At 71.5% G+C, this 25985-nt stretch carries 19 protein-coding genes and 1 pseudogene; 11 read left to right on the top strand and 9 right to left on the bottom strand.

What is annotated here, in order from left to right:
- Nucleotides 1-37 precede the first annotated feature (37 nt).
- Nucleotides 38-232, top strand: a pseudogene (locus ACJQWL_RS10760) (chromate transporter); the annotation flags it as partial.
- Nucleotides 233-262: 30 nt separating this feature from the next.
- Here ACJQWL_RS10760 and egtD read toward each other — a convergent pair.
- Both egtD and egtB read right to left on the bottom strand, forming a co-directional pair.
- Nucleotides 263-1240, bottom strand: coding sequence for an L-histidine N(alpha)-methyltransferase (gene egtD / locus ACJQWL_RS10765; RefSeq protein ID WP_330969046.1), 978 nt, complete (start codon nucleotides 1238-1240; stop codon nucleotides 263-265).
- A gap of 8 nt (nucleotides 1241-1248) precedes the next feature.
- Nucleotides 1249-2559, bottom strand: a complete 1311-nt coding sequence (gene egtB / locus ACJQWL_RS10770) for an ergothioneine biosynthesis protein EgtB (RefSeq protein ID WP_411300898.1) — start codon at nucleotides 2557-2559, stop codon at nucleotides 1249-1251.
- A 108-nt stretch (nucleotides 2560-2667) separates the two neighbouring features.
- On the opposite strand from egtB, the gene ACJQWL_RS10775 reads away from it, so the two are divergent.
- Complete coding sequence (locus ACJQWL_RS10775; protein ID WP_330969044.1) at nucleotides 2668-3810, top strand: aminotransferase class V-fold PLP-dependent enzyme; 1143 nt, start codon at nucleotides 2668-2670, stop codon at nucleotides 3808-3810.
- A 190-nt stretch (nucleotides 3811-4000) separates the two neighbouring features.
- Here the strand turns inward: ACJQWL_RS10775 and folE are convergent, their stop codons facing one another.
- The 5 genes from folE to recC all read right to left on the bottom strand — a co-directional run bounded on the left by folE (nucleotide 4001) and on the right by recC (nucleotide 14433).
- Nucleotides 4001-4591, bottom strand: a complete 591-nt coding sequence (folE, locus tag ACJQWL_RS10780) for a GTP cyclohydrolase I FolE (protein WP_330969043.1) — start codon at nucleotides 4589-4591, stop codon at nucleotides 4001-4003.
- A gap of 182 nt (nucleotides 4592-4773) precedes the next feature.
- A complete protein-coding gene (locus tag ACJQWL_RS10785) occupies nucleotides 4774-5235 on the bottom strand; it encodes a glycine zipper domain-containing protein (RefSeq protein WP_330969042.1) in 462 nt (153 codons plus the stop codon).
- A 284-nt stretch (nucleotides 5236-5519) separates the two neighbouring features.
- Nucleotides 5520-7352, bottom strand: a complete 1833-nt coding sequence (gene recD / locus ACJQWL_RS10790; RefSeq protein WP_330969041.1) for an exodeoxyribonuclease V subunit alpha — start codon at nucleotides 7350-7352, stop codon at nucleotides 5520-5522.
- A complete protein-coding gene (locus tag ACJQWL_RS10795) occupies nucleotides 7349-11041 on the bottom strand; it encodes a UvrD-helicase domain-containing protein (protein WP_330969040.1) in 3693 nt (1230 codons plus the stop codon). The genes recD and ACJQWL_RS10795 overlap by 4 nt, the downstream gene beginning before the upstream one ends.
- Complete coding sequence (gene recC / locus ACJQWL_RS10800) at nucleotides 11038-14433, bottom strand: exodeoxyribonuclease V subunit gamma (RefSeq protein WP_330969039.1); 3396 nt, start codon at nucleotides 14431-14433, stop codon at nucleotides 11038-11040. Before recC ends, ACJQWL_RS10795 begins: the two co-directional genes overlap by 4 nt.
- 187 nt (nucleotides 14434-14620) lie before the next feature.
- Here recC and ACJQWL_RS10805 point away from each other — a divergent pair, with 187 nt between their 5' ends.
- The 6 genes from ACJQWL_RS10805 (at nucleotide 14621) to ACJQWL_RS10830 (ending at nucleotide 18937) form a co-directional block, all read left to right on the top strand.
- A complete protein-coding gene (locus ACJQWL_RS10805) occupies nucleotides 14621-15418 on the top strand; it encodes an ABC transporter ATP-binding protein (RefSeq protein WP_330969038.1) in 798 nt (265 codons plus the stop codon).
- Nucleotides 15418-16167, top strand: a complete 750-nt coding sequence (locus ACJQWL_RS10810; RefSeq protein ID WP_330969037.1) for an MlaE family lipid ABC transporter permease subunit — start codon at nucleotides 15418-15420, stop codon at nucleotides 16165-16167. The genes ACJQWL_RS10805 and ACJQWL_RS10810 overlap by 1 nt, the downstream gene beginning before the upstream one ends.
- 99 nt (nucleotides 16168-16266) lie before the next feature.
- A complete protein-coding gene (gene mlaD, locus ACJQWL_RS10815) occupies nucleotides 16267-16815 on the top strand; it encodes an outer membrane lipid asymmetry maintenance protein MlaD (RefSeq protein WP_330969036.1) in 549 nt (182 codons plus the stop codon).
- A gap of 56 nt (nucleotides 16816-16871) precedes the next feature.
- Nucleotides 16872-17525, top strand: a complete 654-nt coding sequence (locus ACJQWL_RS10820; RefSeq protein WP_330969035.1) for an MlaC/ttg2D family ABC transporter substrate-binding protein — start codon at nucleotides 16872-16874, stop codon at nucleotides 17523-17525.
- Between the two features lie 21 nt (nucleotides 17526-17546).
- Nucleotides 17547-17813 carry an STAS domain-containing protein gene (locus tag ACJQWL_RS10825; RefSeq protein ID WP_330969034.1) on the top strand — a complete coding sequence of 89 codons (267 nt, stop codon included), beginning with the start codon at nucleotides 17547-17549 and terminating at the stop codon, nucleotides 17811-17813.
- Between the two features lie 23 nt (nucleotides 17814-17836).
- Nucleotides 17837-18937, top strand: a complete 1101-nt coding sequence (locus tag ACJQWL_RS10830; RefSeq protein WP_330969033.1) for an MlaA family lipoprotein — start codon at nucleotides 17837-17839, stop codon at nucleotides 18935-18937.
- Nucleotides 18938-19237: 300 nt separating this feature from the next.
- On the opposite strand, the gene ACJQWL_RS10835 is transcribed toward ACJQWL_RS10830, so the two are convergent.
- Nucleotides 19238-20635 (bottom strand): DNA recombination protein RmuC, encoded by a 1398-nt coding sequence (locus tag ACJQWL_RS10835; protein ID WP_330969032.1) that lies wholly within the window; start codon nucleotides 20633-20635, stop codon nucleotides 19238-19240.
- A gap of 276 nt (nucleotides 20636-20911) precedes the next feature.
- On the bottom strand, nucleotides 20912-22105 hold the full coding sequence (locus ACJQWL_RS10840; protein ID WP_330969031.1) for a class I SAM-dependent rRNA methyltransferase: 1194 nt from the start codon (nucleotides 22103-22105) through the stop codon (nucleotides 20912-20914).
- A gap of 210 nt (nucleotides 22106-22315) precedes the next feature.
- On the opposite strand from ACJQWL_RS10840, the gene ACJQWL_RS10845 reads away from it, so the two are divergent.
- The 3 genes from ACJQWL_RS10845 to ACJQWL_RS10855 all read left to right on the top strand — a co-directional run bounded on the left by ACJQWL_RS10845 (nucleotide 22316) and on the right by ACJQWL_RS10855 (nucleotide 25941).
- The gene (locus ACJQWL_RS10845; RefSeq protein ID WP_330969030.1) at nucleotides 22316-23119 is read left to right on the top strand and encodes a rhomboid family intramembrane serine protease; all 804 of its coding nucleotides are present in this window, start codon (nucleotides 22316-22318) and stop codon (nucleotides 23117-23119) included.
- A 135-nt stretch (nucleotides 23120-23254) separates the two neighbouring features.
- Entirely contained in the window at nucleotides 23255-24850 is a 1596-nt protein-coding gene (locus ACJQWL_RS10850) for a M28 family peptidase (protein ID WP_330969029.1), read from the top strand.
- A 71-nt stretch (nucleotides 24851-24921) separates the two neighbouring features.
- Nucleotides 24922-25941, top strand: a complete 1020-nt coding sequence (locus ACJQWL_RS10855; protein ID WP_330969028.1) for a TIGR00266 family protein — start codon at nucleotides 24922-24924, stop codon at nucleotides 25939-25941.
- Nucleotides 25942-25985: the final 44 nt, after the last annotated feature.

Below are 25985 nucleotides of genomic sequence, written 5' to 3' on the forward strand. Positions count from 1 at the left end.
GGGAGCGGCGCCACGCGCGGCGCGCGCGAGACCTTCGTTGCCCTTCCTGCGCCTGGGCCTGATCGCGTCCGGGGGACCGATCGCGCACATCGGCTACCTGCGCGACGAATTCGTCGCGCGGCGCCGCTGGCTGGACGAAGCGCGCTTCGCGCGACTGCTCGCGCCGTGCCAGTGCCTGCCCGGCACGGCACGGCACGGCGAGCAGCCAGCCGGTTTCGCGATCGGCCTGCACCGCGCCGGACTGCGCGGTGCGCTGGCGGCGCTACGCGGGCTGCAGCAGGCGCAGGCCGAACCAGTCGTCGGCGTCGTTCCAGCGCTGCACCACCTTCAGCCCGGCGCGGGCAGCGAGGTCTTCGAAACGCGCGTCGGTGTACTTGTGGCTGTACTCGACGAGCATCTCCTCGCCCTTTCCGAATTCGAAGGCCCGCCCGTCCACCGTGGCCGACTGCGCGCGCTGCGAGACCAGGAACGTCTCGATCCGCCCGCGTTCGCGCGAGTACACCGCGCGGTGGCGGAAGCCCTCCAGGTCGAAGTCGCTGCCGATCTCGCGGTTCAGCCGCACCAGCAGGTTGAGGGTGAACTCGGCGGTGACCCCGGCCGCGTCGTTGTAGGCCGCCTCCAGCACCGCGACGTCCTTCTCCAGGTCGACGCCGATCAACGCCTGGCCATTGCCACCCATGGTCTGCCGCATCGAGCACATCAGCGCCACCGCCTCGTCGTTGGTGAAATTTCCCAGCGTGGAGCCGGGGAAGAACACCAGGGTGTGGCCCGGCTCGCGCTGCGGCTCGGGCAGGTCGACCGGTTGGGTGAAGTCCGCGCACACCGGCAGCATCTCGATGCCGGGGAAGGCCTCGGCCAGGCGTTCGGTCGCGGCCAGCACCGTGGTGCGCGAGATCTCGATCGGCGTGTATGCGACGGGGTCGGCGAGGCCTTCCAGCAGTTGCAGCGTCTTGCGCCCGCTGCCGCTGCCGTACTCGACCACGTGCGCGTGCGGCCCGACCGCATCGGCAATCCCGACGATCGCCGCATCCAGCAGCGCGATCTCCACCCGGGTGGGGTAGTACTCGGGCTGGCGGGTGATCGCTTCGAACAGCTCCGAGCCGCGCGCGTCGTAGAAGTACTTCGACGGCAGTCGCTTGGGCGAGGCAGACAACCCGGCGAGCGCGTCGCCGGTGATGTCGTCCGGGGTGGGTCGCAGGTCGGTCAGGGGAGCCATCGTGGCAGTCGTCACAGCGTTCATTGCGTCCTTCAGCACAGGTCCCTGGCCAACCGCAGGCCAGAGAACTGCCAACGGTCGGGTGGGTGGAAAAAGTTGCGGTAGCTGGCACGCACATGGCCCGGCGGGGTGGCGCAGCTGCCACCGCGCAGCACCCACTGCCCGCACATGAACTTGCCGTTGTACTCGCCGAGCGAGCCGGGCAGCGCACGGAAGCCCGGGTACGGCATGTAGGCGCTGGAGGTCCACTCCCAGACGTCGCCGAACAGCTGGCGCGTGCCCTTTCCGCTGCTGGCCGACCGCGGCTGCAGCCCGCCGGCATCGTCGGCGAAGTGGCCCTCGACGGCGTGCCCGCGGGCCGCGGCCTCCCATTCGAACTCGGTCGGCAGCCGCGCGCCGGCCCAGCGTGCGTAGGCGTCCGCCTCGAAATAGCTGACGTGGCAGACCGGCGCGTGCGGGTCGATGTCGCGCATCCCCGCCAGGGTGAACTCGCGTTGCAGGCCTTCGTCCCAGTACAGCGGCCGCGACCAGCCGTCGGCCTGGATCCGCGTGAAGCCTTCGCTCATCCACAGCGCCGGGTTGCGGTAGCCGCCGTCCTCGATGAAGGCGCGGTACTCGCCGTTGGTCACCGGGCGGCTGGCCAGCGCGTGCGCGGGCACCAGCACGCGGTGGCGCGGGGACTCGTTGTCGTAGGCGAAGGCTGCGACGTGCGGCCATGCCGGCGCACCGAGCTCGACGATGCTCTCGTCCGACTCGATCCATTCCAGCGGCTGGTCTCGACCCGCGGTCACCGGCAGGTCGTCGCGATATGCCGGCTTGAGCGGGTTGCACCAGAACGCGTGCTTGATGTCGGTCAGCAGCAGTTCCTGGTGCTGCTGCTCGTGGTGCGTTCCCAGCAGCACGGCCTGGCGCGCGTGGGCGTCCAGGTCGACGCGCTGCAGGCGTTCGCGCATGCGTGCATCGACTTCGCGCCGGTAATCGAGCACGTGCGCCAGCGAAGGCCGCGTCACCAGCCCCCGGTGCGGGCGGGCGTGCATGGTGCCAACGCTCTGGTAGTAGCTGTTGAACAGGTAATCGAAGTCGGTGTCGAACGGTGTATAGCCTTCGCGGGCGGCCAGCACGAAGCGCTCGAAGAACCATGTCGTATGCGCCAGGTGCCACTTGGCCGGGCTGCAATCGTCCATGCTCTGGACCTGCGCATCCTCGGCTGACAGCGGCGCGGCCAGGGCCTGGCTGCGCGCGCGGACCTGCTCGAAACGCCCGGCAAGGTCCGCCACGTCCGGCGGGCGGCGCCCGGCATCGGGATCGTGCGGCGAGGGTGGCGCAGAGGGTACGGAGGACAACGACATGACCGGTCGAGGATACCGGCGCACGAATCGGCAATGGTAAGGATTTCGTGATGCCGCATGCGGTGTGCGGCGTTCGATGCGCGGTGGGCTAGAGTGCCGCCGATGACCGCGCCCGATGCCCCGCTGTTCGACCTGCCCGCGGGCACGGTCTATCTCGATACCGCTGCGCAGGGTCCACGCCTGCGCAGCGTGCTTGCGGCAGGCCACGGCGCGCTGGACGCCTCGAGTGCGCCATGGCGGCTGGGGCTCGAGCAGTGGCAGGCGTCGATCGAACGCGTGCGCGCGCTCGCCGCCGGTTGCTTCGACGGTGATCCCGAAGGCGTCGCGCTGGTGCCGTCGGCCGCGTACGGGTTGGCCATCGCCGCCCGCAACCTGCCGCTGGCCGCGGGCGACGCCGTCGCCGTGCTGGAGGGACAGTTTCCCTCCAACCTGCTGTGCTGGCAGCAACGCTGCCTTGAAACCGGCGCGCGCCTGCACGCGATCCCGCGCAACGGCCCGGGGTGGACCGACGCGGTGATCGAGGCGCTGGACCGACTGCCTTCGCTGCGCGTGCTGTCGTTGCCACACGCGTACTGGCACGACGGCCGACTGTTGGACCTCGACGCGATCAGCGCGCGCTGCCACCAGAAGGGTGTGGCGCTGGTGCTCGACCTGAGCCAGAGCCTGGGCGCGCTTCCCGCGGACCTGGTGCGCTGGGCGCCGGACTTCGTGGTCTCGGTCGGCCACAAGTGGATGCTGGGGCCGACCGGGCTGGCCTACCTGTGGGCCTCGCCGCACTGGCGCGCACACGGCGTGTCGATCGAGCACCACTGGACGGCGCGCGCGGTGGACGACTGGCGGTTCCCGCTGGACCGGCCCGCACCCTACCGGGACGGTGCGCGCCGCTTCGACGCCGGCGGCGTCGCCGACCCGATGCGCCTGTCGATGGCCGAGGCCGCGCTCGGCCAACTGCACGACTGGGGCATGGCGTCATTGCCGGCACGGCTGGGCATGCGCACCCGCGCCCTGGATACCGCGTTGCGGGACGCCGGGCTCGAGGGGTGCTGCATGCCCGGACACGCGCCGCACTTCACCGGCGTTCGCGTGCCGCCGGACCGGATGACGGCCGTGGCTCCGGTACTGGACGCTGCCGGCATTGTCTGCACGCGCAGGCACGGGGTGGTGCGGATCGCACCCCACCTGCACGTGGACGAAGCGGCCATGCGGCGCGTGGCCGATACGCTCGCCGCCGCGCTGCACGCCTGACCGCGCCCACACGCAGCACCAATGTAGGAGCGGCGGAAGTCGCGAAGGGGCGGGCGGGCTGCGCGGGCCACACCCCGGATCGCCCTGCCCGGAACCATCCGGATGATCGGGGTGATCCGGCGGCGCGATCGCGACTTACGTCGCTCCTACACCGGGAGGTGGAGATCCCAGGGCTTGGCCGGGCGCGGCCTCAGCGCCCCACGCCGACATCGATGAAGCGCAGGAACTCCGCGCGCGTGCGTGCATCGTCGCGGAACGCGCCGAGCATCTTGGAGGTGATCATGCTGACCCCGCGCTTGTGCACGCCGCGGGTGGTCATGCACTCGTGGGCACCTTCCACCACCACCGCGACCCCGAGCGGCTGCAGCACGTCCTGGATCACCTGCGCGATCTGTGCGGTCATCTTCTCCTGCACCTGAAGCCGTCGGGCGAAGGTTTCCACCACGCGCGCCAGCTTGCTGATGCCCACGACCTTGCCCGCCGGCAGGTAACCGACGTGCGCCTTGCCGATGATCGGTGCCATGTGGTGTTCGCAATGGCTTTCGAATTCGATGTCGCGCAACACGATCAGCTCGTCGTACCCCTCGACTTCCTCGAAGGTGCGCTTGAGGTATTCGGCCGGGTCGTCGCCGTAGCCGCTGAACCAGTCCTGGTAGGCCTTGGCCACGCGCTTGGGCGTGTCGATGAGCCCCTCGCGGCCCGGGTCGTCGCCGGCCCAGCTGAGCAGGGTGCGCACGGCGTCTTCGGCTTGTTCGCGGGTGGGCTTGGGATGCTCTGCCATGGCGCATTCACGAAAGGTTATCGGGGCTTTGCATCCTACCCGACCCCCGGTACCGGCCTTTCGAGGCCCGGGGAACGCTACGTGCCAGCAACGTCGCGGTCCAAAAAAAAACGGAGCCGACATGCGGCTCCGTTTCCGGGATCAACGCCCCTCGCAGCGAGGGGCGTGGTCAAGCGGCTGGATCAGCGGCCGTCGCGGTCGGCGTCGCCGGGCATGCGGCGCTCGATGTGGTGCCAGCCGTCACGCACGGCCTGCTTGGCCTCGGTCCACTCCAGGCGCGAGTTGGCGCGGGTCTTGTCCCAGTTGCGCTCCAGTTCGGATTCGACGTCCTCGAAGCGCTTGCCCTGGTACTGGCCATACGTGTCGTAGCCGTACTGGTAGGCCGGCTCGTAGTCGTTCCACTCGCGGCCCGCGGTGTAGTACGGGGTGTTCTTGTACTCGGTCTTGAAATGGTCGTTGTACTCGGTCGGATTGACGGCCTCGGCGATCGAGTCGCCCGCCTTCGCGCCGACCACGCCGCCGACCACCGCGCCGACCACGCTGCCCACCGGACCACCGGCAGCGCCAATGGCCGCGCCAGTCACTGCGCCGGCAACCGCGCCGGTACCCGAACCGATGTTGTGGTCTTTCTTGACGTCGCTCATGTGTATCTCCTGCTTCGTTGTGGGGCCGTGCCGTGTTGCGGCCGGTCCATCGAAGCTAGGCGCGCGGGCGTTCGCGGGAGGTGAAGTGGACGGACAGCCGGAACCCTTGTTCATAAAGGGTTCGCGGGCCACTCAGCGTTGTCACGGCAGCGTCATTTCAGGGTCGCTACCGCCCACCACGGGGCACAACCGCTGGGTTCCGGGCGGCCATGCGTCCGCCCCTAGTTCGAGCGGTCCACCGGTCCTGCACCGGCGGCACAGCGCGCCGCGGGACGCGGCCTGCTTCAACGCGGCGCACGGAGCCGTGCGGCGAGGTTGGATACGCGATCGACGCGGCGGGACAGCGCCGTCCGCAGGACCGCTTCGCTGGCGCAGACGTGCACCTCGCGACGCGCACGGGTCAACGCGGTGTAGACCAGTTCGCGCGACAGCGGGCGTGCATCGCGTTGCGGCAGCAAGAGCCAGACGGTGTCGAACTCCGAACCCTGGGCCTTGTGCACCGTGGTGGCAAACGCGCTTTCATGCCCGGGCAGCGCAGAGGGATGGAATCCGCGTACGCCCGACTCGGCGTCGGCGAACCAGGTCGCCAGCAGGCCCCGGTCGTCGCGCAGGCACACCCCGAGGTCGCCATTGAACAGCCGGTGCCGGGCACTGTTCTCGGTCACCTGCAGCAGCCGGCCATGGAAGTGAGTCGCGGCGCGCCCACCTTCAAGCACGGCTTCGATGCGCGCGTTCAATGCCAGTGCGCCCTGCGCGCCGCCGCGCAATGCCGTCAACAGACGCAGCCCGGACGCCTGCGTGAGTGCCCGTGCCGGGTCGGCGTGCGCCGCCACCGCGCGCCAGTGGGCGAGCAGGTCGGCCGAGGCGACGGCCAATGGGTCGGCCACGTCCTCGTGGAAGTGCACGCCTGGCAGTCCGCCGCCGCGCAGCAGGGCCAGGACCGTATCGCTGTCGCCTTCGCGCGCGGCGTCTGCCAGCGGGGCCAGGTCAAGCTCCAATGATTGCCGATAGCCGCGTTGCAGGTGCACGCGGTGGCCGCGCAGGGGCGGGTCGTGGATGGCAGGCGCGGATGCCGACCGGGGAGCGGCCGAGGTCGCGAACAGGTCGCCATTGCCGGCCAGCGTGACCTGGTCTGGCGCCTCGCCGGCGGCTTCGCAGATCGATGCCAGCACCTCGCCGGCCTCCACCGACGGCAACTGGTCGGGGTCGCCGAGCAGGACCAGCCGTGCACCCTGGGGCACGGCATCGGCGAGCTTGCACATCAGCGGCAGGTCGACCATGGAGGCTTCATCGACCACCACCAGGTCCAGCGGCAGCGGGTTGCCGGCATCGAAGCGGAACCGTGAGCTGCCTGGCACGGTGCCCAACAGGCGGTGCAGGGTGGAGGCGCCCGTGGGTAGCGCATCCAGCCACGCCGGGTCGATGCCGCCGGCCCCGCGGATGCGACCGACGGCGGCGTGGACGCTCTGCGCCATCCGTTCGGCGGCGCGGCCGGTGGGTGCGGCCAGTGCGATCCGCGGAGGCGGGCGTCCAGCGAGCACCGCCTCGGCAACCAGCAGCACCAGCAGCCGGGCGATGGTCGTGGTCTTGCCCGTGCCGGGCCCGCCGGTGACCAGCAGCAGCGACTTCTCCAGCGCCAGCATCGCCGCGGAGGCCTGCAGTGGGTCGGCGGTCGCGGGCGGAAACAGGGCCTCGCGCACCGGTGCCATGGCCACGCTGTCCACCGCCGGCGGGGGCGCGGCGGCCAGGTCCAACAGGCGCCGGGCAAGCCGCTGTTCGTACTCGCGGTAGCGGCGCAGGTAGAGCAGCCCCCCTTCGAGCACCAGCGGTGCATTGGGCGCGGTCTCGTCGGCGGCAGGCAGCGCCACCCACGGCGAGCCGGCCAGCGCGGCGGTCCAGCGGTCGGGACCGGGCCACGCGATTTCGGCCTCGACGACCAGTCCGGGTCGCGCCGGGTCGAACGCGGCATGCCCCTGCGATACCGCCAGCGACGCCAGCGCCGCGCCGGCCAGTACCGCTTCCGGGGTATCGGGTTCCAGCCGGCCCAGGCTCCGGGCGAGTGCGTGATCGAGCGTGCGCAATGCACCCGCGGCGGCCAGTGCTTTCAACAGGCTCATGCGATCGCCTCCACCGCGCGGCCTGCGAACAGCGCGTCGAGCGCATGCACGAGGTCGGGATCGAACCGCCAGGCATGCACGCCCCGGCCATCGTCGCTGGTGGCATCCAGGCCACGGCAGAACAGGTAGCGCACACCGCCGAAGTCGCGCGCGTAGTCGTAGCCTTCGCCCAGGCGGAACCGCAGCCACCGGTGCAAGGCCAGCGTATAGATCAGCGCCTGCAGCTCGTACTCGCTGTGGGCCATGGCGGCGACCAGGTGCGCCGGCCCATAGCCTGGCAGCCGGTTTGATTTGTAGTCGAGCACGTACCAGCACCCGTCGTGGGTGTAGGTCAGGTCGATCAGGCCGGTCATCAGGCCTTCCAGGCGACGCCGGGTGCCGAAGCCGGTGCGCGCGGCGAGCAGGCCGTGCCCGTGCAACAGCTCGATCAGCGCATCGACCCGGGTCGGTGCCAGCGCGAACTGGAACTCGATTTCCGCCCGCCGGGAGTCCTCGGGCAGGTCGGCCAGGCGCACGCCCTCGGGCAACGCCACGGTCAGCGTCTGCCCGACCAGTGGCGCCAGTGCCTGCACGCCGTCGTCCAGGTCCCCGGCCGGATAGCCGGCCGCGCGCAGGCGCTCGATGATCGTGTCGATGTCGCCGGCGGACGCCGCGCCACCGGGCCGCCACTGCTTCCAGGCGGCGAAGTCGACGCGCTCCAGCACGTCATGCAGCACCACGCCGAAGCGCGCACCGGCGAACCGCGGGTCGAAGTCGTCGCCGGGCGCATCGATGCCCTCGACGTCCGCGGCCTCGGCTGGGTTGGCGGCCTCGTCCCGCCCGCCCGCCACCGGCTGGGTCATGGCACTGGAGACCTCGCCCTGGCCTTCGGCATTGGCCAGCTGGGTGAAGCTGTAGACCCACCAGTCGCTGGCCGGCGTGTTGCTGGCGACGCGTGCCGGGGGTACCGGGTCGGCGGATGCGGGTGGCAGCCAGGGCAGGGTGCCGGGCGGCGTGTCGTGGTCGATGTGGATCGCGCCCTCGCCCGTGGCGGCCAGCGCGTCGGTGTCGGCGATCATCGCGGCGACGGCGGCCTTGCCGTGCTGGTAGAACGCCCCGCCTGCCAGCCACAGCGCATGGCGCGCACGGGTCAGTCCCACGTAGAGCAGGCGCGCATCCTCGGCCTGTTGGGCGTCACTCCAGCGCTGCTTCACCTCGTCCCAGCCGGTGGCCGAGGGCAGCAGCTTCCAGTGCAGGGCACGGCCGCCATCGCCGGCGACGGTGACGTGGCGCCCGGCGTCGCGTGGCTTGCCGCCGATACCCGCGTACGGCAGGAACACCAGCGGGTATTCCAGCCCTTTGCTCTTGTGCAGGGTGACCACCTGCACCCGGTGCGCGTCGGATTCCAGCCGCAGCAGCCGGCTCTCGTCGGCCCCGCCGTCGTCGCTGGCGGCCGCGGCGATCGACCGCGCCAGCCAGTCCACCAGTCCGTGCAGGCCCAGCGCGCGGGACTGCTCTTCCTGCAGCAGTTCGGCCAGTTGCAGGTAGTTGGTGAGCCGGCGTTCGCCATCCAGCAGGCCCAGCTGGCGCCCGGCGTTGTCGGCGCACAGGTCGTTGACCAGCGCCAGCGGCCCGCCACGTTGCAGCCGGTCGCGCCACCCCAACGCGACGAGTTGCCATGCGTGCAGTGCCTCGGAATCGCCCTCGCCCTCGTGCGCGACGTCCCCCAGCGCGGCCAGCTGCGCGGCGTCCTGCCCGACCAGCACGGTCGCCAGCGCGGTGCGCAGGCGCCCGCTGTCGCCCCCGTGCAGCAGCGCGAGCAGCAGGACATGCAGCTCGCGCGCCTCGGCGGTGGCGAACAGGGTCTGCTTGCCGGCGGCAACGGCGGGAATCCCGGCCACCGCCAGCGCCTGGCGGATGCGCGTGGCCTCGCCGTGGGAGCGCACCAGCACCGCGATGTCGCCGGGCCGGACCGGGCGTCCCTCGATCGTCGCCTCGCCATTGCGGCCCTCATGCAGCACGCGATGGATCGCAGCCACGCAGGCGTCCGTGGCCAGTTCGCGCGAGCGCCCGGCCGGGTAAGGCTTCACCTTGCCCTTGGCGTCGGGCGGCGGCGGCGGCGCCTGCCACAGCGTCAGCGCCGGCGCCGGCCGGCCCTGGCGCAGGTGGTCATCGTCGCGTCGCAGGCCGCCCGGCCGGATGGCCGCGAACTGGATGCGCGGATCGACGAACGGGGGCGCCGCGGCGCGTCCCTGCTGGTACGCCTCCAGCGCCTGCGCGTACAGCGCCGAGATCGCGCGCAGCACGCTGGGACGCGAACGGAAATTGGAGGACAGCGCCGGCGCCTGCTCCGCGGCCTGGCGTGCCTGCAGGTAGGTTTCAACGTCGCCACCGCGGAAGCCGTAGATCGCCTGCTTGGGGTCGCCGATCACGAACAGGGCCGGTGCGCCGCTGGCCTGGCCGAACACGCGTTCGAAGATCCGCCACTGGCGCGGGTCGGTGTCCTGGAACTCGTCCACCAGCGCCACCGCGTATTGCTCGCGCAGGCGCGCAACCAGCGCCGCGGCATGTTCGCCTTCCAGCGCGTCGGCGACCCGGTCGATCAGGTCATCGTAGGTCTGTACACGCTGCTGCTGCTTGAACCGGGCGAAGCGCAGGCGGGCATCGTCGCGCAGCCGGTGCAGCAGTTCGACCCGGCGCACGTCGGGCCATTCGGCCACTTCACCCAGCGCGTCCAGGTAGGCCGGCAGCGCGTCGCAGACGGGCGAGTCCGGGGTGCGCCCCGCGCCGGTCTTGTTCGTGCGTTGCAGCAGGGTGTCTCGATGCAGCTGCGCAAGCTTGGGATGCTCGAACGGCGCGCCGGGATCCCCGGCATCGCAGCCGTCGCACCAGTGCTTCAACGCGTCGAACAACGGGGTGATCCACTCGAGCTTGTAGGAGGCGCCGTTGAGCACCTTGCCTTCGACGGCCTCCACGAGGCTGGAGCGGAACGTGTCGCCGTGGGCACGGAAGGCGTCGGCGAGCGCGGCGCTGGCGGCGCGCAGGCGCAGCGCCGGGTCGCTTGGCAGCTCATCCAGCGTGGGGCGCAGCACGCGCTCGCGCAGCAGCGGCGACAGGTCGCCGGCCAGCGTCCGCGGGCCGGCCTTCCACATTGCCAGCAGGTCGTCGGCCGCGTCGTCGGCCACGCCGTGGGTCCGCCACAGGTCAGCCGCGACGGCGTGGCGCAGGGTCGTGTCGCTGCCCATCAGCTCGGGCGTGTCGAAACCCTGTCCGGCCTCCAGTGCGTGTTCGCGCAGGACCCGCGCGCAGAAGCCGTGGATGGTGAAGATCGCCGCCAGGTCGATGTCGTGGGCGGCCGCGTGCAGGCGCCGTCGCAGCGCGTCGGCGGTTTCGGTGCCCGCGGCCAGGTGCGCGGTGACCACCTGGTGGGTCAGCGCCACGTCCGGCGCCGCGTCATCCTCAAGCGTCTGCTCGACCAGCCCGCCAGCCAGCACCAGCCGGGCCCGGATGCGACTGCGCAGTTCCTGCGTGGCCGCCTCGGTGAAGGTAACGGCGAGGACCTGGCCGATGCGCAAGCCGCGTTCGACCACCAGCCGCACCACCAGCGTCGCCAGGGTGAACGTCTTGCCGGTGCCGGCCGACGCCTCGATCGCGCGCACGCCATCCAGCGGCAACGACAGGTACGGATCGGGCGGGGCGGCGGGGCTCATTCGGCATCCTCCATGTCGAGGCCGGAGGCCATCGCCCGCAGCGCCCCGGCATCAGTGCCGGCATAGGCCTGGCCCGCGACCACCGCCCCGTAAATGGTCATGGCCAGGTCGACGAACGCCACCCGCGTGGCGTCATCCACGAACGGGTCGCGGCCGCGCAGCGCCAGGCGCAGCGCGTCGCCGTCGCCTTCGCTCCAGGCATGCTCGCCGCCGCGCCACTTCTTGGACGCGGCATCCAGGCCCTTCTCCAGCGATGGCGCGTTGTACAGCGCCCAGCCGGCATACGGCGCGAACGGCAGCGGCTCACGAAGCCCGCGCGCACGCAGTGCCACCAGTTGCCGCAGCAGTGCGCGCGCAATGTCCGGGTCAAGCGGCGTGCGCTCATGCGGTCCGACCCCGGCATCGCCGGCGTCGTGGAACTCGACCAGCGGCAGCGCCAGCCCCGCGGCCCCGGCGAACAGCCAGTCCAGCCCGTTGCGGATCGACGAAGGGCCGTTGGGCACGTCGAACCTGAGCCGGGCCAGCCCGTGCGGGTAGGCATCGACGAGGCGACCGTCCAGCGCCATGCCGTCCAGGTCGATCTCGCGCCGGAGCGCATCGGGCACGGCGCCAGCGCGCCAGTCGCGGAATGCGCGGGCATAGGCCTCGACCTCAGCCCGGGTTTTTTCCAGCGTGCGCCGCCCCAGCGGCCCGGATGGGAGCAGGCCGCGCGCGCGCAGCAGCGCATGCGTGGTGGCGTCATCCACCTCGCCCATGCACGCATCGAACACCGCTCGCCGCAACGCATGCCGGGCCAGGCCACCGCCGGGCGCCAGCAGCGGTTCGACGTCCGGCTCGCCCTGGACGGCCTCGATGTCCGCCAGCCTCAGGCCGAGCCGCTGCTGCAGGAACACCGACGCCGGGGCCTGCAGGAAGCGCCGCAACGCATCCAGCGACAGCGGGCCCGACGCGGCTTCCACCGGCGCCAGTGCGCTGCCCGGGAACCACGCCGGCAGGGCGACCCGCCGGTGCGCGGCAGGGTTCGCCGCCGGCCACCATTGCTGCCGGTACGAGAACCGGCGAGGCTCGTCGCCGGCGCCGAATGCCGCCGGTGCGAAGGGTTGCAACGGGTGGTGGACCACCAGTTGCCGGGCGGCATCGGTTCCCGGCGCGTGCTGCGCGGCCGCGGCGGCGAGCAGTTCGGTCACCAGCACCGAGGGTTCGCGCGCGCTGCCGTCGCGCGGATCCGCGCCCCGGTAGCTGAGGTAGAACACGTCCTGCGCGGCGGCGAACAGCTGCAGGAACAGGAAGCGGTCGTCGTCGCGGGTGGACCGGTCGCCGGTACGCCGCTGCGGCCCCCCCAGCTCGGCGGCCAGCCGGTTGAGGCCCGCGGCCGGGTCGCGACGCGGGAACTGGCCGTCGTCCATGCCCAGCAGGCAGATCACCCGGAACGGCAGCAGGCGCATCGGCACCATCCGGCCGATGCTGACACCGCCGGTCAGCAGCGGCGCGCGGGTATCGGCCTCGCCCAGCACATTGGCGAAGTGGGCACGCACCGCTTCGGCGGGGACCGGACCGTCGAAACCGGCGCGTGCGGCATCCGCGGCGAAGGCATCGACCAGGCTGCGCAGGCGGTCCAGCGCACGTTGCGCGGACACGCTCGCCGGCGGTCGCGGCCACAGCGTGTCGAGCAACCCGACCAGCCTGTCGCGCCAGCCCTCCGGCGGCATTGCCTCGCCCAGCCACGTGGCATGGCGCGCGAGCACCCGCAGCAGTCGCACCAGGGTGTCCAGCGCATCCAGCGCGCTCCCCTCCAGGTCCGGCAACGGCGCAACCGTCTGCCCGGTGGAGGTGGTGATCGGCGCATCGCTGCCGCTGGCGTGGCCCAGCAGCAGACGGTCCAGCGCGAAGGCCCAGGTATAGGCGTCGTCCGCCGGCGCCTCCAGGCGCGCCCGATGCGCGGCATCCAGGCCCCACCGCGCACCCGCGGCATGCAGCCACTGGTGCAGGCGAGCCAGCGACGCCGGGTCCAGGCCGGCGGACTCGGCCAGCGGCGGGCTGGCCAGCAGGTCCAGGGTTTCTTCCAGTCCGAAGCGCGCCACCGGCAGCGCCAACAGACGCATGAACCCGTCCGCCAGCGGCTCGCCCGCCAGGGGGCTGGCATCTGCCAGCGCATAGGGGATCGCGTCGTCGCGCCCGCGGCTGCCGAACACCGCATCGAAATAGGGCAGGTACGGGTCGATGTCCGGCGCCAGCACGGCGACCTCCCGCGGCTGCAGCGGCGGGTCGAACAGGCGGCCTTCCGGAGATGCCGGGTCCAGCAGCGCGCGCAGCCGGTCGTGCAGCACCTGCAGTTCGCGCAGCCGGGTGTGGCAGGCATGCACCTGCAGGCTGGGGTCGTCCCGGCGCACCTCGGGCAGGCGCGTGCGCGGGTCGTCGTCGGTGGGCGCGGTTGGCGGCGAAGGCCGGCGGTGGAACAGGTCGGACTGCAGACGCCGCAGCAGGCTGCCGTGCAGCGGGCCACCGCCGGCGCCGGGGTCGACGTCGCCGCGGATCTCCGCCACCGGATGCACCACCTCGTAGCTGCCCAGGACCGCCATGAAATCGCGACCGGCCGCGCCCCAGGCCTGCAGCAGGGGATTCTCGGTGTCCGCGCCGGCGGCGCCGGTGGCGCGCACGCGCTGCAGGTCGCCCCAGTAGTCGCGACTGGGCGAGGGCACGTAGAAGTGCAGCGTGCCCACGCGCGCCTGGGTGGCCAGCACGCGCAGCACGTCGGGCGAGACGTTGAGCGTGGCGAATGCGAACAGCCGCCGGGGCAGCCCGGTCGGGAGCGCGTCGCCGGTCTCGAAACGGTCCAGGTACTGCTGGATGCGGCGGGCGCGGTGCGCCCGGCCCGAGGCCACCTGGCGCCAGAGACCGGCCTGGGCGTCCACGGTGTCGGCGCCGGCCTCCCAGCGCAGCAGCCAGTCGCGGCGCCACGCCTGGTACTTCTCGAAGATGCCCCCGAGCTCACCGGCCAGCGCCCAGGGCTTCACTGGATCGGACCCCGACAGATAGGACCGCAGCGTCGCCATCGCCGGCGCATCCAGCACCGCCGGGTCGGTCAGTGCGCCATACAGCCGCCAGCGCAGCGCCGCGGCGTCCAGGTCATCGCGGTCACCGGGCACGTTGGCCTGCAGCGCACGCGCGACGAACTCGCCGGGCGTGAGCACGTCCAGGTTGGCGGCGATGCCGTACTCGGCCGCCAGCGTGGCCTGCAGCCAGCGGCGCATCGCGACCTGCGGGATCAGCACGGTGTCGGGGGCGAGCAGCGGCTGGCCCGGGACCGGCACGCGCAGCTCCGCCGCCAGCAGCCCGGCCAGTACCTCCAGTGAATTGGAGTGGTACAGGCGGAAGTCGGGCGCGGTCGGCATGGCGGGCATCTTGCCGCAGTGCGGTCGCAACGATCGAGACGCCGCTCGCGCGCCGCGTGCGCCAGACTGCCCGGCGCCTGCGACAATGGGCCGACAACCGCGGTTCAGCCAGCCCCGTCCAAGCTGCGCGTGTTTTGCCCGCGCACGGCCCTGCCTTCGCGCGTCCCACCCCACCTGCCCGGTGCCCATGGACCACGACACACCCATCGTCCGCCTCGCCGGCGTCCGCCTCGATCGCGGCGGACGGATGGTGCTGCGCGACATCGACCTTTCGGTCCCGCGCGGCCAGGTGGTCGCGGTGCTGGGGCCGTCCGGCAGTGGCAAGTCGACGCTGCTAGCCGCACTGACAGGCGAACTGGAGCCGTCCGCGGGCACGGTCGAGGTACTCGGCCAACCGGTGCCGCAGCGGATGCGTGAGCTGCTGGAACTGCGCAAGGGCATCGGCGTGCTGCTGCAGGGCAACGGCCTGTTGACCGACCTGACCGCGGCCGAGAACGTCGCGCTGCCGCTGCGAGCGCACACCCGCCTGCCCAGGCCGGTGATCGACCGCCTGGTGCGGATGAAGCTGCACGCGGTCGGCCTGCGCGCCGCCGCCGATGCCTTCCCGCGCGAACTCTCCGGCGGCATGGCGCGGCGCGTGGCGCTGGCCCGCGCGCTGGCGCTGGACCCGCCGCTGATGGTCTACGACGAACCCCTCACCGGCCTGGACCCGATCGCCTCCGGGGTGGTCATGGACCTGGTGCGACGGCTCAACGACATCCTCGGCCTGACCAGCATCGTGGTTACCCACCACGTCCACGAAACCCTGCCGGTGGCCGACCACGCCATCGTGATCGCCAACGGCGGGATCGTGTTCTCGGGCTCGCCGGCGCAGCTGCAGGCCAGCACCGATCCGCTGGTGCGGCAGTTCCTGGACGGCCAGCCCGACGGCCCGATCCCGTTCGATGCCGCCCCCCGCGGCGCCACCGTTGCCGAGGCCGCCTGATGCCTTTCGTCGCCACCATCCGCTCGGTCGGGCGCGCGGGGCTGTTCACGCTTTCGGTGCTGCGCGCCTCCCGGCCGACCGCGGACCTGCTGCGCGAACTGGTCCGCGAGATCTACAAGATCGGCGCAAGGTCGCTGCCGATCATCGCCGTGGGCGGCGCGTTCGTTGGCCTCTCGGTGACGCTGCTGGGCTACCGCGCGCTGGACACCTACGGCGCGGCCAACCAGGTCAGCGCGATGCTGGGCCTGGGCCTGTACCGCGAGCTGGGACCGGTGCTGACCGCGCTGCTGTTCATCGGCCGCGCCGGCAGCTCGATTGCGGCCGAACTGGGCCTGATGCGCGCCACCGACCAGATCACCGCGCTGGGCCTGATGGCGATCGACCCGGTCGGCAAGGCCGTCGCGCCGCGGTTCTGGGCGGCGGTGCTGTGCGTGCCGCTGCTGACGGCGTTCTTCTGCAGCCTGGCCATCACCGCCAGCTACTTCGAGGCGGTGCACGTCATCGGCGTGGAGTCGGGCGTGTTCTGGCAGGTCCTCAAGGACAGCGTCGACTTCGGCAAGGATTTCGCCATGGCGTTCGCCAAGGCGGCGGTGTTCGGCGCGGTCGCCGCGCTGGTGGCCGCGTACGTCGGCTTCCATGCCGAGCCGACGATCGAAGGCACTTCGGTGGCCACCACCAAGGCGGTGGTGAACGCGTCGCTGCTGGTGCTGATGTTCAATTTCGTGATGTCGGCGCTGCTGTTCCGGTAGTGCCCCCGCAACCCCGTCGCCAGCGCCTTGCGCCGGCGCCCGCCCTTTGACTCCTCGCCCTCTGACTTAGCGGGCATCGACTTCGGACAGACCGCAACCATGAGTACCCGAGCCCCCCGCATCGAATTCGCCGTCGGCGCCTTCCTGCTGCTCGCCCTGGCCTCGCTGCTGGTGCTTGCACTCGCCTCCACCAACGGCAACTTCGGCTTTGGTGGCGACCGCTACGAAGTCACCGCGCGCTTTACCAACCTCGGCCCGTTGCGCCCCAACGCGCCGGTCAAGATCGGCGGTGTCGCCATCGGCCAGGTCAGCGATATCGCGCTCGACCCGGTCAAGCTCGACTCGGTGGTGACCCTGTCCATCGACAAGCGATACGCCGACCTGCCGGCCGACACCAGCGCCGCCATCCTCACCAGCGGCCTGCTGGGCGAGAGTTACGTGGGCCTGGCGCCCGGTGGCGACCCTGAACCGCTCAAGGACGGGGATGAAATCTTCCTGACCCAGCCTTCGGTCGACCTGATGCAACTGGTCGGCAAGTACATGTTCAGCGGCGGTGCGGACAATGCACCAGGTGACGACGCCGCGGCCGAGCCGGCCGCACCGGCCGAAGGCGGGTCCGACCAGGACCTGCCGCCGTACCTGCAGTAGCCCCCTTCTTCTCTCCCTTACGGCGACGGCCCGCCCCTCCCCCAGGAGCACTCCGCATGAAGCACACCGCCATTTCCCTCGTGATCGCCAGCGCGCTGCTGGCCGCCACCCCCGCGCTGGCCCAGAAGGCCGCCCCGCAGCAGGCCGCACAGGCCCGCCAGGCGGGCTCGCCCAGCAAGCTGGTGCTGGACAACAGCACCCGCGTGCTTGCCACGCTGGAGTCCCGCCGCGCCGAGTTCACCCGCGACCGCCGCGCCTTGAGCACGTTCGTCTCGGGCGAGTTCGACCAGATGTTCGACCGTGACTACGCCGGCCGGCTGGTGCTGGGCGTGCATGGCCGCGGGGCTTCCGACACGGACGTGAAGCTGTTCTCCGACGCGCTTGCCGACAACCTGATGCAGCGCTACGGCTCCTCGCTGCTGGACTTCAACACCCGGCTGCAGGTGCGGGTGAAGTCCGAGACCCCGCTGCGCGGTGGCGCCATCGTCCGCGTGTCCACCGAAATGCTGCGCCAGGGCGGCGAGCCGATCCCGGTCGACTACCTGATGCGCAAGACCGGTGGAAAATGGCAGGTGTTCGACGTGATGGTGGAGGGCGTGAGCTTCGTGCAGACCTTCCGCAGCCAGTTCGACGGCCCCCTGCGCCAGAAGTCGATCTCCCAGGTCGCCGCCGAGCTCAAGGCCGGCAAGCTCAACGCCAGCGCCAACTGAGTGGTCGCGCCGGCGCCCACCGTGGTCCGCAACGACAGCGCGCTGGTGTTCACCGGCGCGCTGTTGCGAGAGGGTTGCGCGCCGGTGTGGAAGCAGGCGCTGCCGCTGCTGGAGGGTAGCTCCCGCTTCGACCTGCGCGCGGTCGATCGCATCGACAGCGCCGGGCTGGCGCTGTTGGCCGAGCTGGCGGACCGCTGCGATGGCGTTGAAGTGCTCGGTGAGCCGGCCGGGCTGGCCGAACTGAGAACCGCCTACCGGCTGGATGACGCGTTGGCGTTCAACGGCTGAGCCCTCGGCCCTACACTGTCCCCATGCGCCCGCCCGCCCCCACCGCTATCCCCCGCCTGCTGCTGCCCGCCCTGCTGCTGGTCGCCCCTGCCGCCACGGCGCAGGCCGTGGACGTCCCGCCCTCGGCGCAGCACCCGGTCGAGCAGCAGCGCTGCATCGACGCGCACGCGGACGATGAGGCCGGCCTTGCCCGGTGCCTGCGCGGGATCGACGGCGCGCAAGCGGCCGACCCCGCCGATGACGCCCCGTCGCCGCCGGACACGTCCTACGAGCAAAACCGAGCGCCCCCCGTCGTCGCCCCTGATCCCGACGGCGACCCGCGCACGCAGGCCGAGCGCGATTTCGACGCGTTGTACGGCGGTGGTGGCTACAACCCGGTCGCCGACCCCACCCTGCCCGAGCCCGCGGTCATTCCCGGCAGCTACGATCCCTGGGAGCGCTACAACCGGCAGATGCACCGCTTCAACAATGCCGTGGATCGCTATGTGGCACGCCCGCTGGCCCGGACCTACGTGGCGGTGGTACCGCGGCCGGTCCGCCTGGGCGTCGGCAACTTCTTCAGCAACCTCGGGCAACCGGTGTCGGCGGTCAACGCACTGCTGCAGGGCAAGCCCAGGCAGGCCGCGCAATCGCTGGGCCGGTTCGCGCTCAACAGCACCCTGGGCATCGGCGGGATCTTCGACCCCGCCAGCGACGCAACCCTGCCCCACCGCAGCGAGGATTTCGGCCAGACCCTGGGGGTGTGGGGCTGGGAGCGCTCGCGCTACGTGGAGCTTCCGCTGTTCGGGCCGCGCACGGTGCGCGACGTGGTGGGCATGGTGGGCGACGCGCCGCTGAGCCCGCTGCGCCAGGTCAGCGACGAGCAGACCCGCGTCCCGCTGCAGGGCCTGCAACTGGTCGACGTGCGCACCCAGCTGCTGTCCACCGACAGCCTGCGCGAAGGTGCCGAGGACGATTACGCACTGGTGCGCGATGCGTGGATGCAGCGGCGCAACTACCAGATCTTCGGCGACCGCCTGGACGAGGAAGCCGGCGATGACCTGCCCGAGTACCTGCGCGAGGAGTTCAACCCCACCGTCCCGGTCGATGCGATCCCAATGACGCCGATGGGGGGCGGGAACTGAGGCATCCGGGGGGGGGTGACGCCCATTCGTCGCTCCGCGCCACCGCTGCGCATCGCCTTGTAGGAGCGGCTTCAGCCGCGATCGATTGCCGCGACGGCCCCCGGTAGGAGCGACGTGAGTCGCGATACGCGCACCCCTCAGGTCATCCGCGTTCGCGACTCACGTCGCTCCTACGTCGCTCCTGGAACGAAAACGGGTTTGCGCGTAGGCGCCGCTGCACACGCGGCGGGCCGGTTCCGATCGCGGTTGAAGCCGCTCCTGCAGCGGCCCGTGCGAATGCCGGCACGCAGGCCGGGGCGATCAGGCGACCTCGTCGCCTTCGGTTTCGCCGTCGTCCAGCGAGGTGCCCAGCAGCTGCCGGCTCTGGTCGCTGGGCAACTGCTCCACGCCGCGCAGCTTGCGTTCGATCGTGCGGGTCTTGCGGCTGGCCTCGCCGAGGCTCTTGCCGACGGTGCTGATCTGCTTCTCGGCCTTTTCGAGAATTCCGGCGAACTTGCCGAACTCGCTCTTCACCGCGCTCAGCACCTGCCAGACCTCGCTGGACCGCTGTTCGATGGCCAGCGTGCGGAAGCCCATCTGCAGGCTGTTGAGCAGCGCGGTGAAGGTGGTCGGCCCGGCCAGCACTACCCGATGCTCGCGCTGCAGCAGGTCCACGAGCCCGGCGCGGCGGATCACTTCGGCGTACAGGCCTTCAGTCGGCAGGAACATCACCGCGAAGTCGGTGGTGTGAGGCGGGCACACGTACTTGTCGCTGATGGACTTGGCCTGCACGCGGATCGCCCGCTCCAGCTGCGCGGTTGAACTCTTGACCGCATCGATGTCGCCCTTCTCCTGCGCATCGATCAGGCTTTCGTAATCCTCACGCGGGAACTTGGCGTCGACCGGCAGCCACACCACCGTATCGGCGTCGCCGCGCCCGGGCAGGCGGATCGCGAAGTCCACCGCCTCCGCGCTGTCGGGCCTGACCCGCACGCTGCGGCCGTACTGCTCCATCGTCAGCGTCTGCTCGAGGATGTTCTCCAGTTGCACTTCGCCCCAGCCGCCGCGGTCCTTGACGTTGGTCAGGACGCGCTTGAGGTCGCCCACGCCGGTCGCCAGCTGCTGCATCTCCCCGAGCCCGCGCTGCACCTGCTCAAGGCGCTCGGACACCAGCCGGAAGGACTCGCCCAGGCGGGTCTCCAGCGTGCTCTGCAGCTTCTCGTCGACGGTCGCGCGCATCTGCTCGAGCTTGCTGGCGTTGTCGGCCTGCAACTTCTGCAGTTGCTGCTCCAGCGTGGCGCGCATCTCGCCGATGCGCTGCTCGTTGCGCTGGGTAAGCTCGGCCAGGCGCTGGCCGAGCCCGTCGGCAAAGCGCTGCTGCTGTTCGGCGCCCTCGCTGCGGGCCTTGCGCGCGTCCTCGGCGACCGCGATGCGGAACTCGTCCAGCCGGCGGTCGGTGCGTTCGGTGAGGTCGACCAGCTTGCCGCCAAACCCCTCGATGCGCGCGGCCTGCTGAACGCCCAGGCTGTCGAGCTGCTGGCGCAACTCGGCGCGGCCTTCGCGCTGCTCCTCGCGCAGCGCGGCCTCGAGCCGGTCACGGTGGTCCTGCAGGGCCGCATCGGGGCGCCGGCGCAGCAGGACCACCAGCAGGCCGACGGCGGCCAGCGTGGCCAGCAGCAGCGCCACCAGCAAAAAAAGGACGAGCGCGGAATCGGTCATCGCGCAAGTGTAGCGGCGGCGGTCGCAGGGGCTGCGGTGCGGGCGTTGGATTGCCTTCCTGGCCTCACCTGCAGGAGCAGCTTCAGCCGCGATCGCTCGTCGTCCCGTCAGCCAGACATGCGCCGCAACGCGACTGCGGTTCGTTGTAGGAGCGACGTGAGTCGCGACCGCGTAGTCTGGACAGGTGCGCGGGTCGCGACTCACGTCGCTCCTACAGGGGGGCCCTAGTGGTCGGCCGATCGCGGCTGAAGCCGGTCCTACAGAAGGCCCCGCTGCTCAATCCAGCACGCGGCAGAACACCGCCTTCAGATACCGGCTTTCCTGCGCCTGCGCCAGGAACGGGTGGTCCGGGCCGGCGCCGGAGACCTTCAACACCTGCACCGTGCGGTTGGAGTAGAAAGCCGCCCGCCGCAGCATGTCGAGGAACTGCTCCTCGCTGACCAGGCCGGTGCAGGAAAACGTCGCCAGCAACCCGCCGGGCTTGACCACGCCCAGCGCCAGCTTGTTCATGTCCAGGTACTTCTTGAGCGCGGGGATCACCTGCTCGCGGTCACGGGTCATCTTGGCGGGGTCGAGGATGACGACGTCGAACTGCTCGCCGGCGTTGGCCGCATCACGCAGCCACGGGAAGATGTCGGCCTGCACGAAGCGCGGGCGCACGCCGTTGAGTTTCGCGTTGCCCTTGGCGATCTCGATCACATCGCCGTCGATGTCGACGCCCACAACCTCGGCCGCGCCTCGGACGGCGGCATACACCGCGAAGCCGCCGGTGTTGCAGCACAGGTCCAGTACGCGGCGGTCTTCGACATGCTGGCTGAGCCATTGCCGGTTCTCGCGCTGGTCGGCGAAGAAGCCGGTCTTGTGCGCGCCGGCGGGGTCGGCGCGGAACTTCACGCCGTGCTCGGTGATGATGGCGGGCGCGGCGGGTTCGGTGCCGGAGCTGTTCCACGGCTTGAAGTCGAACGACTCCTGCTTCTGCACGTGCTCGTCGGCAAAGGCGTGGAAGCGGCAGCCGGGGAACTGCTCGCGCAGCGCCTCGTAGATCCACTCGCGGTGGCGGAACGCGCCGGCGCTGAAGAACTCCACCACCAGCAGGTCGGCGTAGCGGTCCACGACCAGCCCGCTGATGCCGTCGCCCTCGCTGTGGACCACGCGCCAGGCGTCGCTGGCCGCGTCGAGCTTGAGCACGTCGCGGCGCAGCCCGACGGCCGCGGCGATCTTGCGCGAGAACCAGCCGGCATCGACCGGCACGCGCTGGTCGGTCTCCAGCACGCGCACGGCAATGCGCGAATGACCGTTGTAGAAGCCGCGGCCGATCCACTCGCCGTCCACGCCCACCACGTCCACGATCGAGCCGGGCTTGGGGCGCTGCGCGGGCTTCTCGACCAGGCGCTGGAAGATCCACGGATGGCTGGATTTCCACGCGTTCTTGAGGTGGACGGTGGGGATGGCGTCGTGGGGCTGATTCATCGCGCCATTCTACGCGGCGCCCGCTTGAGTCCCTGCGCGCCTGCTCCCTCCCCTGCCGGCAGGGGTGCGCCGGGGAGACGTGCTTGCGCTGACGAGAGACCCGGCCACGCGGCGCCAGAAGCACACCCTCCCAGCCTGTCCCAGCCTTGCAGCGGGATGTGCGAAGCCGCGCCACCTTGCAATCCCCGCGGGCGCCGCCACACAGGTGCCATGCACCTGCCCGCCCCTGCCGACCCCATCGACGCCAAGGCCCAGCGCGCGCACGACCGCCGTCGCTGGCTGCGCGCGCTCAACCTGAGCCTGTTGTCGGTGCTGGTGCTGTTCGCGGTGTTCACCGCCCAGGGCGGGATCGACCTGGGCACGTGGGCGGTGCGGCCTCGCTCGCTCGATGGACTGCGCGGCATCCTGGCCGCACCGCTGCTTCACGGCTCCATCGGCCACGTCGCGACCAATGCCATCGCCCTGCTGATGCTCGGCACGCTGGCCGGCGGCCTGTACCCGCGCGCCACCGGCTGGGCGTTGCCGCTGATGTGGCTCGGCTCCGGGCTCGGCGCCTGGTGGCTGGGCGAGGCCGGCAGCCGGCACCTGGGCGCCAGCGGGGTCACCCACGGACTCATGTTCATGGTGGCCACGCTCGGGTTGCTGCGCCGCGACCGCCCGGCGGTGGCGGCGGCGATGATCGCGTTCCTGCTCTACGGCGGCATGCTGATGTCGGTGCTGCCACGCGAGGCGGGCATCTCCTGGCAGTCCCACCTGGGGGGCGCGGTGGGTGGCGTGGTCGCGGCATGGCTGCTTCGCCGGCGAGACCCGCAGCCGCCGCGCGCGCGCTACAGCTGGGAGGACGAGGACGAAGGCGTCGATGCCACCGCACAGGCGGCCCGTGACGCGCTCGAGCCGCCCTCGCCCGACGAGGTACCGGTGATCTGGGAGCGGCCGGTGGAACCACGCGGCACCGTGCTGCGGTTCCGGCCGCGGGACGCGCGCAGTGGCGATCCGCACGATGGCCCGCCCTAGGGCAACGGCCATGCGCGTCCAGCGATGGCCCGATGCGCCGACGGCGCTGGACCGTGCCTGCAAGCCGGTGCCCGCGTGAGCCCCTGCCCCCGCGCCACCGTGCGCAGGTGGACACTGCGTCCAGCCACGGCGGTCATGCTGCTTGCACTGCTGCTGGCCGGATGCACGCCTGGGGGCCACGATGCGCCTGCCACCGATGCTGCCGCCCGCATCCGGGCGGACGTGCAGGTGCTGGCCGACGACCGCATGCAGGGCCGGCTGACCGGGACGCCCGGCTACAACCGCGCCGCCCGCTACGTCGCGGTGCGCATGCGCCGCACCGGCCTGGCGCCGGCCGGCGATACGGGCTACTTCCAGCGCGTGCGCCTGCAGGGCTCGCAGGCGGTCACCGGGCGCGCGCGGCTCGCCGTCCACGCCGGTGGGCACACGGTCCGGCTGGCGCCGGGCCGCGACGTCCTGCCGGCACCGGGCTTCGAAGCGGTGGTTTCGCTGGCGGGCGTCCCGGCGGTGTTCGCTGGCCGCGGCGTGCACGCGCCGGCGCTGGGACATGACGACTTCGCCGGCATCGACGTGGACGGAAAGGCGGTACTGCTGCTGGCGGGCGCGCCGGCGCGCTTCGAACCCGACGTGCGGGCCTTCTTCGGTGCGACCGATACCAAGCTGCAAGAACTCGCCCGGCGCGGCGCGGTCGCCGCCGTGTTCCTGCGCACCCCGGCCGACGAAGCCGCGCTGCCGTGGTCGCGGCTGGCCGACCTGCTGCAACGTCCCGCCATGCGCCTGGCGGATTCTTCCGCATCGCCGCTACGCGCGGTCATGCATGTGCGTGCCGATTCCGTCGATGCCCTGCTCGCCGGCACGGGCCACACACTCGCGCGATTGACCGCGGAGCGGGGTGCCCGAAATCCGCCGGCGCTGGAGCTCCCCGTCCGGCTCGACCTGGCCGCGGTGTCACGTCTGGCGCCGGTGGATTCGGTGAACGTTGTCGGCCGCTTGCCTGGCTCCAACCCGCGTGCGGGGGGACGGGTCGCAGTCACCGCCCACCTCGACCACCTGGGCATGGCGACCGCGGGCGACGACCGCGTTTTCAACGGCGCGATCGACAACGCATTGGGCGTGGCGGTGATGCTGGAAGGCGCGCGGCAGATGGCCGGCGCCGGCGCACCCGCCCGCGATACGGTCTTCGTCGCGCTCACTGGCGAGGAACAGGGGCTGCTGGGCGCGAAGGCCTTCGTGCAGGACGCCCCGCAAGGTTCGCTGGTCGCCAACCTCAACCTCGACATGCCGCTGCTGCTGGTGCCGACCCGCGACGTTGGCGTGGTGGGCGCCGGGCGCTCGCAACTGGGCGACCACCTCCGCGAGGCCGCCACAGGGATGGGCGTGCATCTGACGCGCGAGCCCAGGGGCGCCCAGGACGCATTCGTGCGCAGCGACCAGTTCGCGTTCGTTCGCCAGGGGGTGCCTGCGCTGTACCTGGCAGGCGGCACGGACGCATCGCACGGCGACGATGCCGCCGCCGCCAGGGCGGCCTTCATGCGCGAGCGCTACCACCGGCCGGGCGACGACACGGGACAAGCCATCGCATGGAACGACGCCGCCCGCCTGGCCCGGCTGGTGGCGCGGACCGCGGCATCGGTGGCCGATGCACCGCGAGCGCCGGCGTGGCGCGAGGGCGACTTCTTCGGCGGGCGTTTCGCGGGCACCGCGTCGCTGGAGTCGCCCACGGCACCATGACCTCCCGCCGTGGCGGCGGGTCGTGGTGCGTGCTATCCCTGCCCTCCCCACAACGACACAGGACCGTCGCCATGCACCAGTGGTTTTTCCATTCCGGCAGCGATGCCAGCCGCATCGGCCCGCTGGACGAAGATGCCGCGCGCGAGCACGCCCGCCGCCACCCGGATGCGCGCTGCTGGCGCGAGGGCTTCGCCGACTGGATGCCGGTGCGCTCGGTGCCCGAACTGGCCGTCACCCCCCCCGGCCCGCCGCCGCACCTGCCCGCCGTGCCCAGTGGCGACAGCAGCCTCAGCGACCAGGTCGACTACCGGATCGTCGGCAACGACATGCCGTTCGTCGAAGTGGAGCTGGACCCGGGCGAGAGCGCCATCGCCGAGGCCGGCGCGCTGATGTACAAGGACGCCTCGGTGCAGATGGACACGGTGTTCGGCGACGGCCGCCACAGCGGTCAGGGCGGCGGCTTCATGGACAAGCTGCTGTCGGCCGGCAAGCGGGTGATCACCGGCGAGAGCCTGTTCACCACCATGTACACGCACACCGGCACCGGCAAGGCGCGGGTCGCGTTCGCCGCGCCCTACCCGGGCACGGTGGTGGCGATGAAGCTGTCCGAACACGGCGGGCGCCTGATCTGCCAGAAGGACAGCTTCCTGGCCGGCGCGCGCGGCGTGGCGATCGGCATCCACTTCCAGCGCAAGATCCTCACCGGCCTGTTCGGCGGCGAGGGTTTCATCATGCAGAAGCTCGAGGGCGACGGATGGGTGTTCGTGCACGCCGGCGGCACGCTGGTGGAGTTCGACCTCAAGCCCGGCGAGCGCCTGGACGTGGACACCGGTTGCGTCATGGCCTTCCACGACACGGTGCAGATGGACGTGCGCGCGGTCGGTGGCATCAAGAGCATGCTGTTCGGTGGCGAAGGCGTGTTCCTGGCCTCGCTGACCGGCCCGGGCAAGGTCTGGCTGCAGTCGCTGCCGTTCTCGCGCATGGCCGGGCGCATGCTGGCGGCGGCGCCGCAGGCCGGTGGAAAGGACCGTGGCGAAGGCTCGGTGCTCGGCGGGCTGGGCCGGATCCTGGACGGTGACAACCGGTTCTAGGGACGGTCAACAGGGACAAGGGAGGAGGGAGGAGGGCTGCCGGG

The organism is Novilysobacter viscosus (genome assembly GCF_046600715.1).
In the GTDB taxonomy this organism is placed as follows: domain Bacteria; phylum Pseudomonadota; class Gammaproteobacteria; order Xanthomonadales; family Xanthomonadaceae; genus Lysobacter_C; species Lysobacter_C viscosus.

Bases quoted from the DNA above. Each gene is read 5' to 3' on its own strand.
- ACJQWL_RS10810 (WP_330969037.1), top strand. From the start codon at position 15,418: ATGCCTTTCGTCGCCACCATCCGCTCGGTCGGGCGCGCGGGGCTGTTC.
- ACJQWL_RS10785 (WP_330969042.1), bottom strand. From the start codon at position 5,235: ATGAGCGACGTCAAGAAAGACCACAACATCGGTTCGGGTACCGGCGCG.
- mlaD (WP_330969036.1), top strand. From the start codon at position 16,267: ATGAGTACCCGAGCCCCCCGCATCGAATTCGCCGTCGGCGCCTTCCTG.
- ACJQWL_RS10840 (WP_330969031.1), bottom strand. From the start codon at position 22,105: ATGAATCAGCCCCACGACGCCATCCCCACCGTCCACCTCAAGAACGCG.
- recD (WP_330969041.1), bottom strand. From the start codon at position 7,352: ATGAGCCTGTTGAAAGCACTGGCCGCCGCGGGTGCATTGCGCACGCTC.
- ACJQWL_RS10845 (WP_330969030.1), top strand. From the start codon at position 22,316: ATGCACCTGCCCGCCCCTGCCGACCCCATCGACGCCAAGGCCCAGCGC.
- ACJQWL_RS10835 (WP_330969032.1), bottom strand. From the start codon at position 20,635: ATGACCGATTCCGCGCTCGTCCTTTTTTTGCTGGTGGCGCTGCTGCTG.
- egtD (WP_330969046.1), bottom strand. From the start codon at position 1,240: ATGAACGCTGTGACGACTGCCACGATGGCTCCCCTGACCGACCTGCGA.
- ACJQWL_RS10850 (WP_330969029.1), top strand. From the start codon at position 23,255: ATGCTGCTTGCACTGCTGCTGGCCGGATGCACGCCTGGGGGCCACGAT.
- recC (WP_330969039.1), bottom strand. From the start codon at position 14,433: ATGCCGACCGCGCCCGACTTCCGCCTGTACCACTCCAATTCACTGGAG.
- ACJQWL_RS10775 (WP_330969044.1), top strand. From the start codon at position 2,668: ATGACCGCGCCCGATGCCCCGCTGTTCGACCTGCCCGCGGGCACGGTC.
- ACJQWL_RS10855 (WP_330969028.1), top strand. From the start codon at position 24,922: ATGCACCAGTGGTTTTTCCATTCCGGCAGCGATGCCAGCCGCATCGGC.
- ACJQWL_RS10820 (WP_330969035.1), top strand. From the start codon at position 16,872: ATGAAGCACACCGCCATTTCCCTCGTGATCGCCAGCGCGCTGCTGGCC.
- ACJQWL_RS10805 (WP_330969038.1), top strand. From the start codon at position 14,621: ATGGACCACGACACACCCATCGTCCGCCTCGCCGGCGTCCGCCTCGAT.
- folE (WP_330969043.1), bottom strand. From the start codon at position 4,591: ATGGCAGAGCATCCCAAGCCCACCCGCGAACAAGCCGAAGACGCCGTG.
- ACJQWL_RS10795 (WP_330969040.1), bottom strand. From the start codon at position 11,041: ATGAGCCCCGCCGCCCCGCCCGATCCGTACCTGTCGTTGCCGCTGGAT.
- ACJQWL_RS10830 (WP_330969033.1), top strand. From the start codon at position 17,837: ATGCGCCCGCCCGCCCCCACCGCTATCCCCCGCCTGCTGCTGCCCGCC.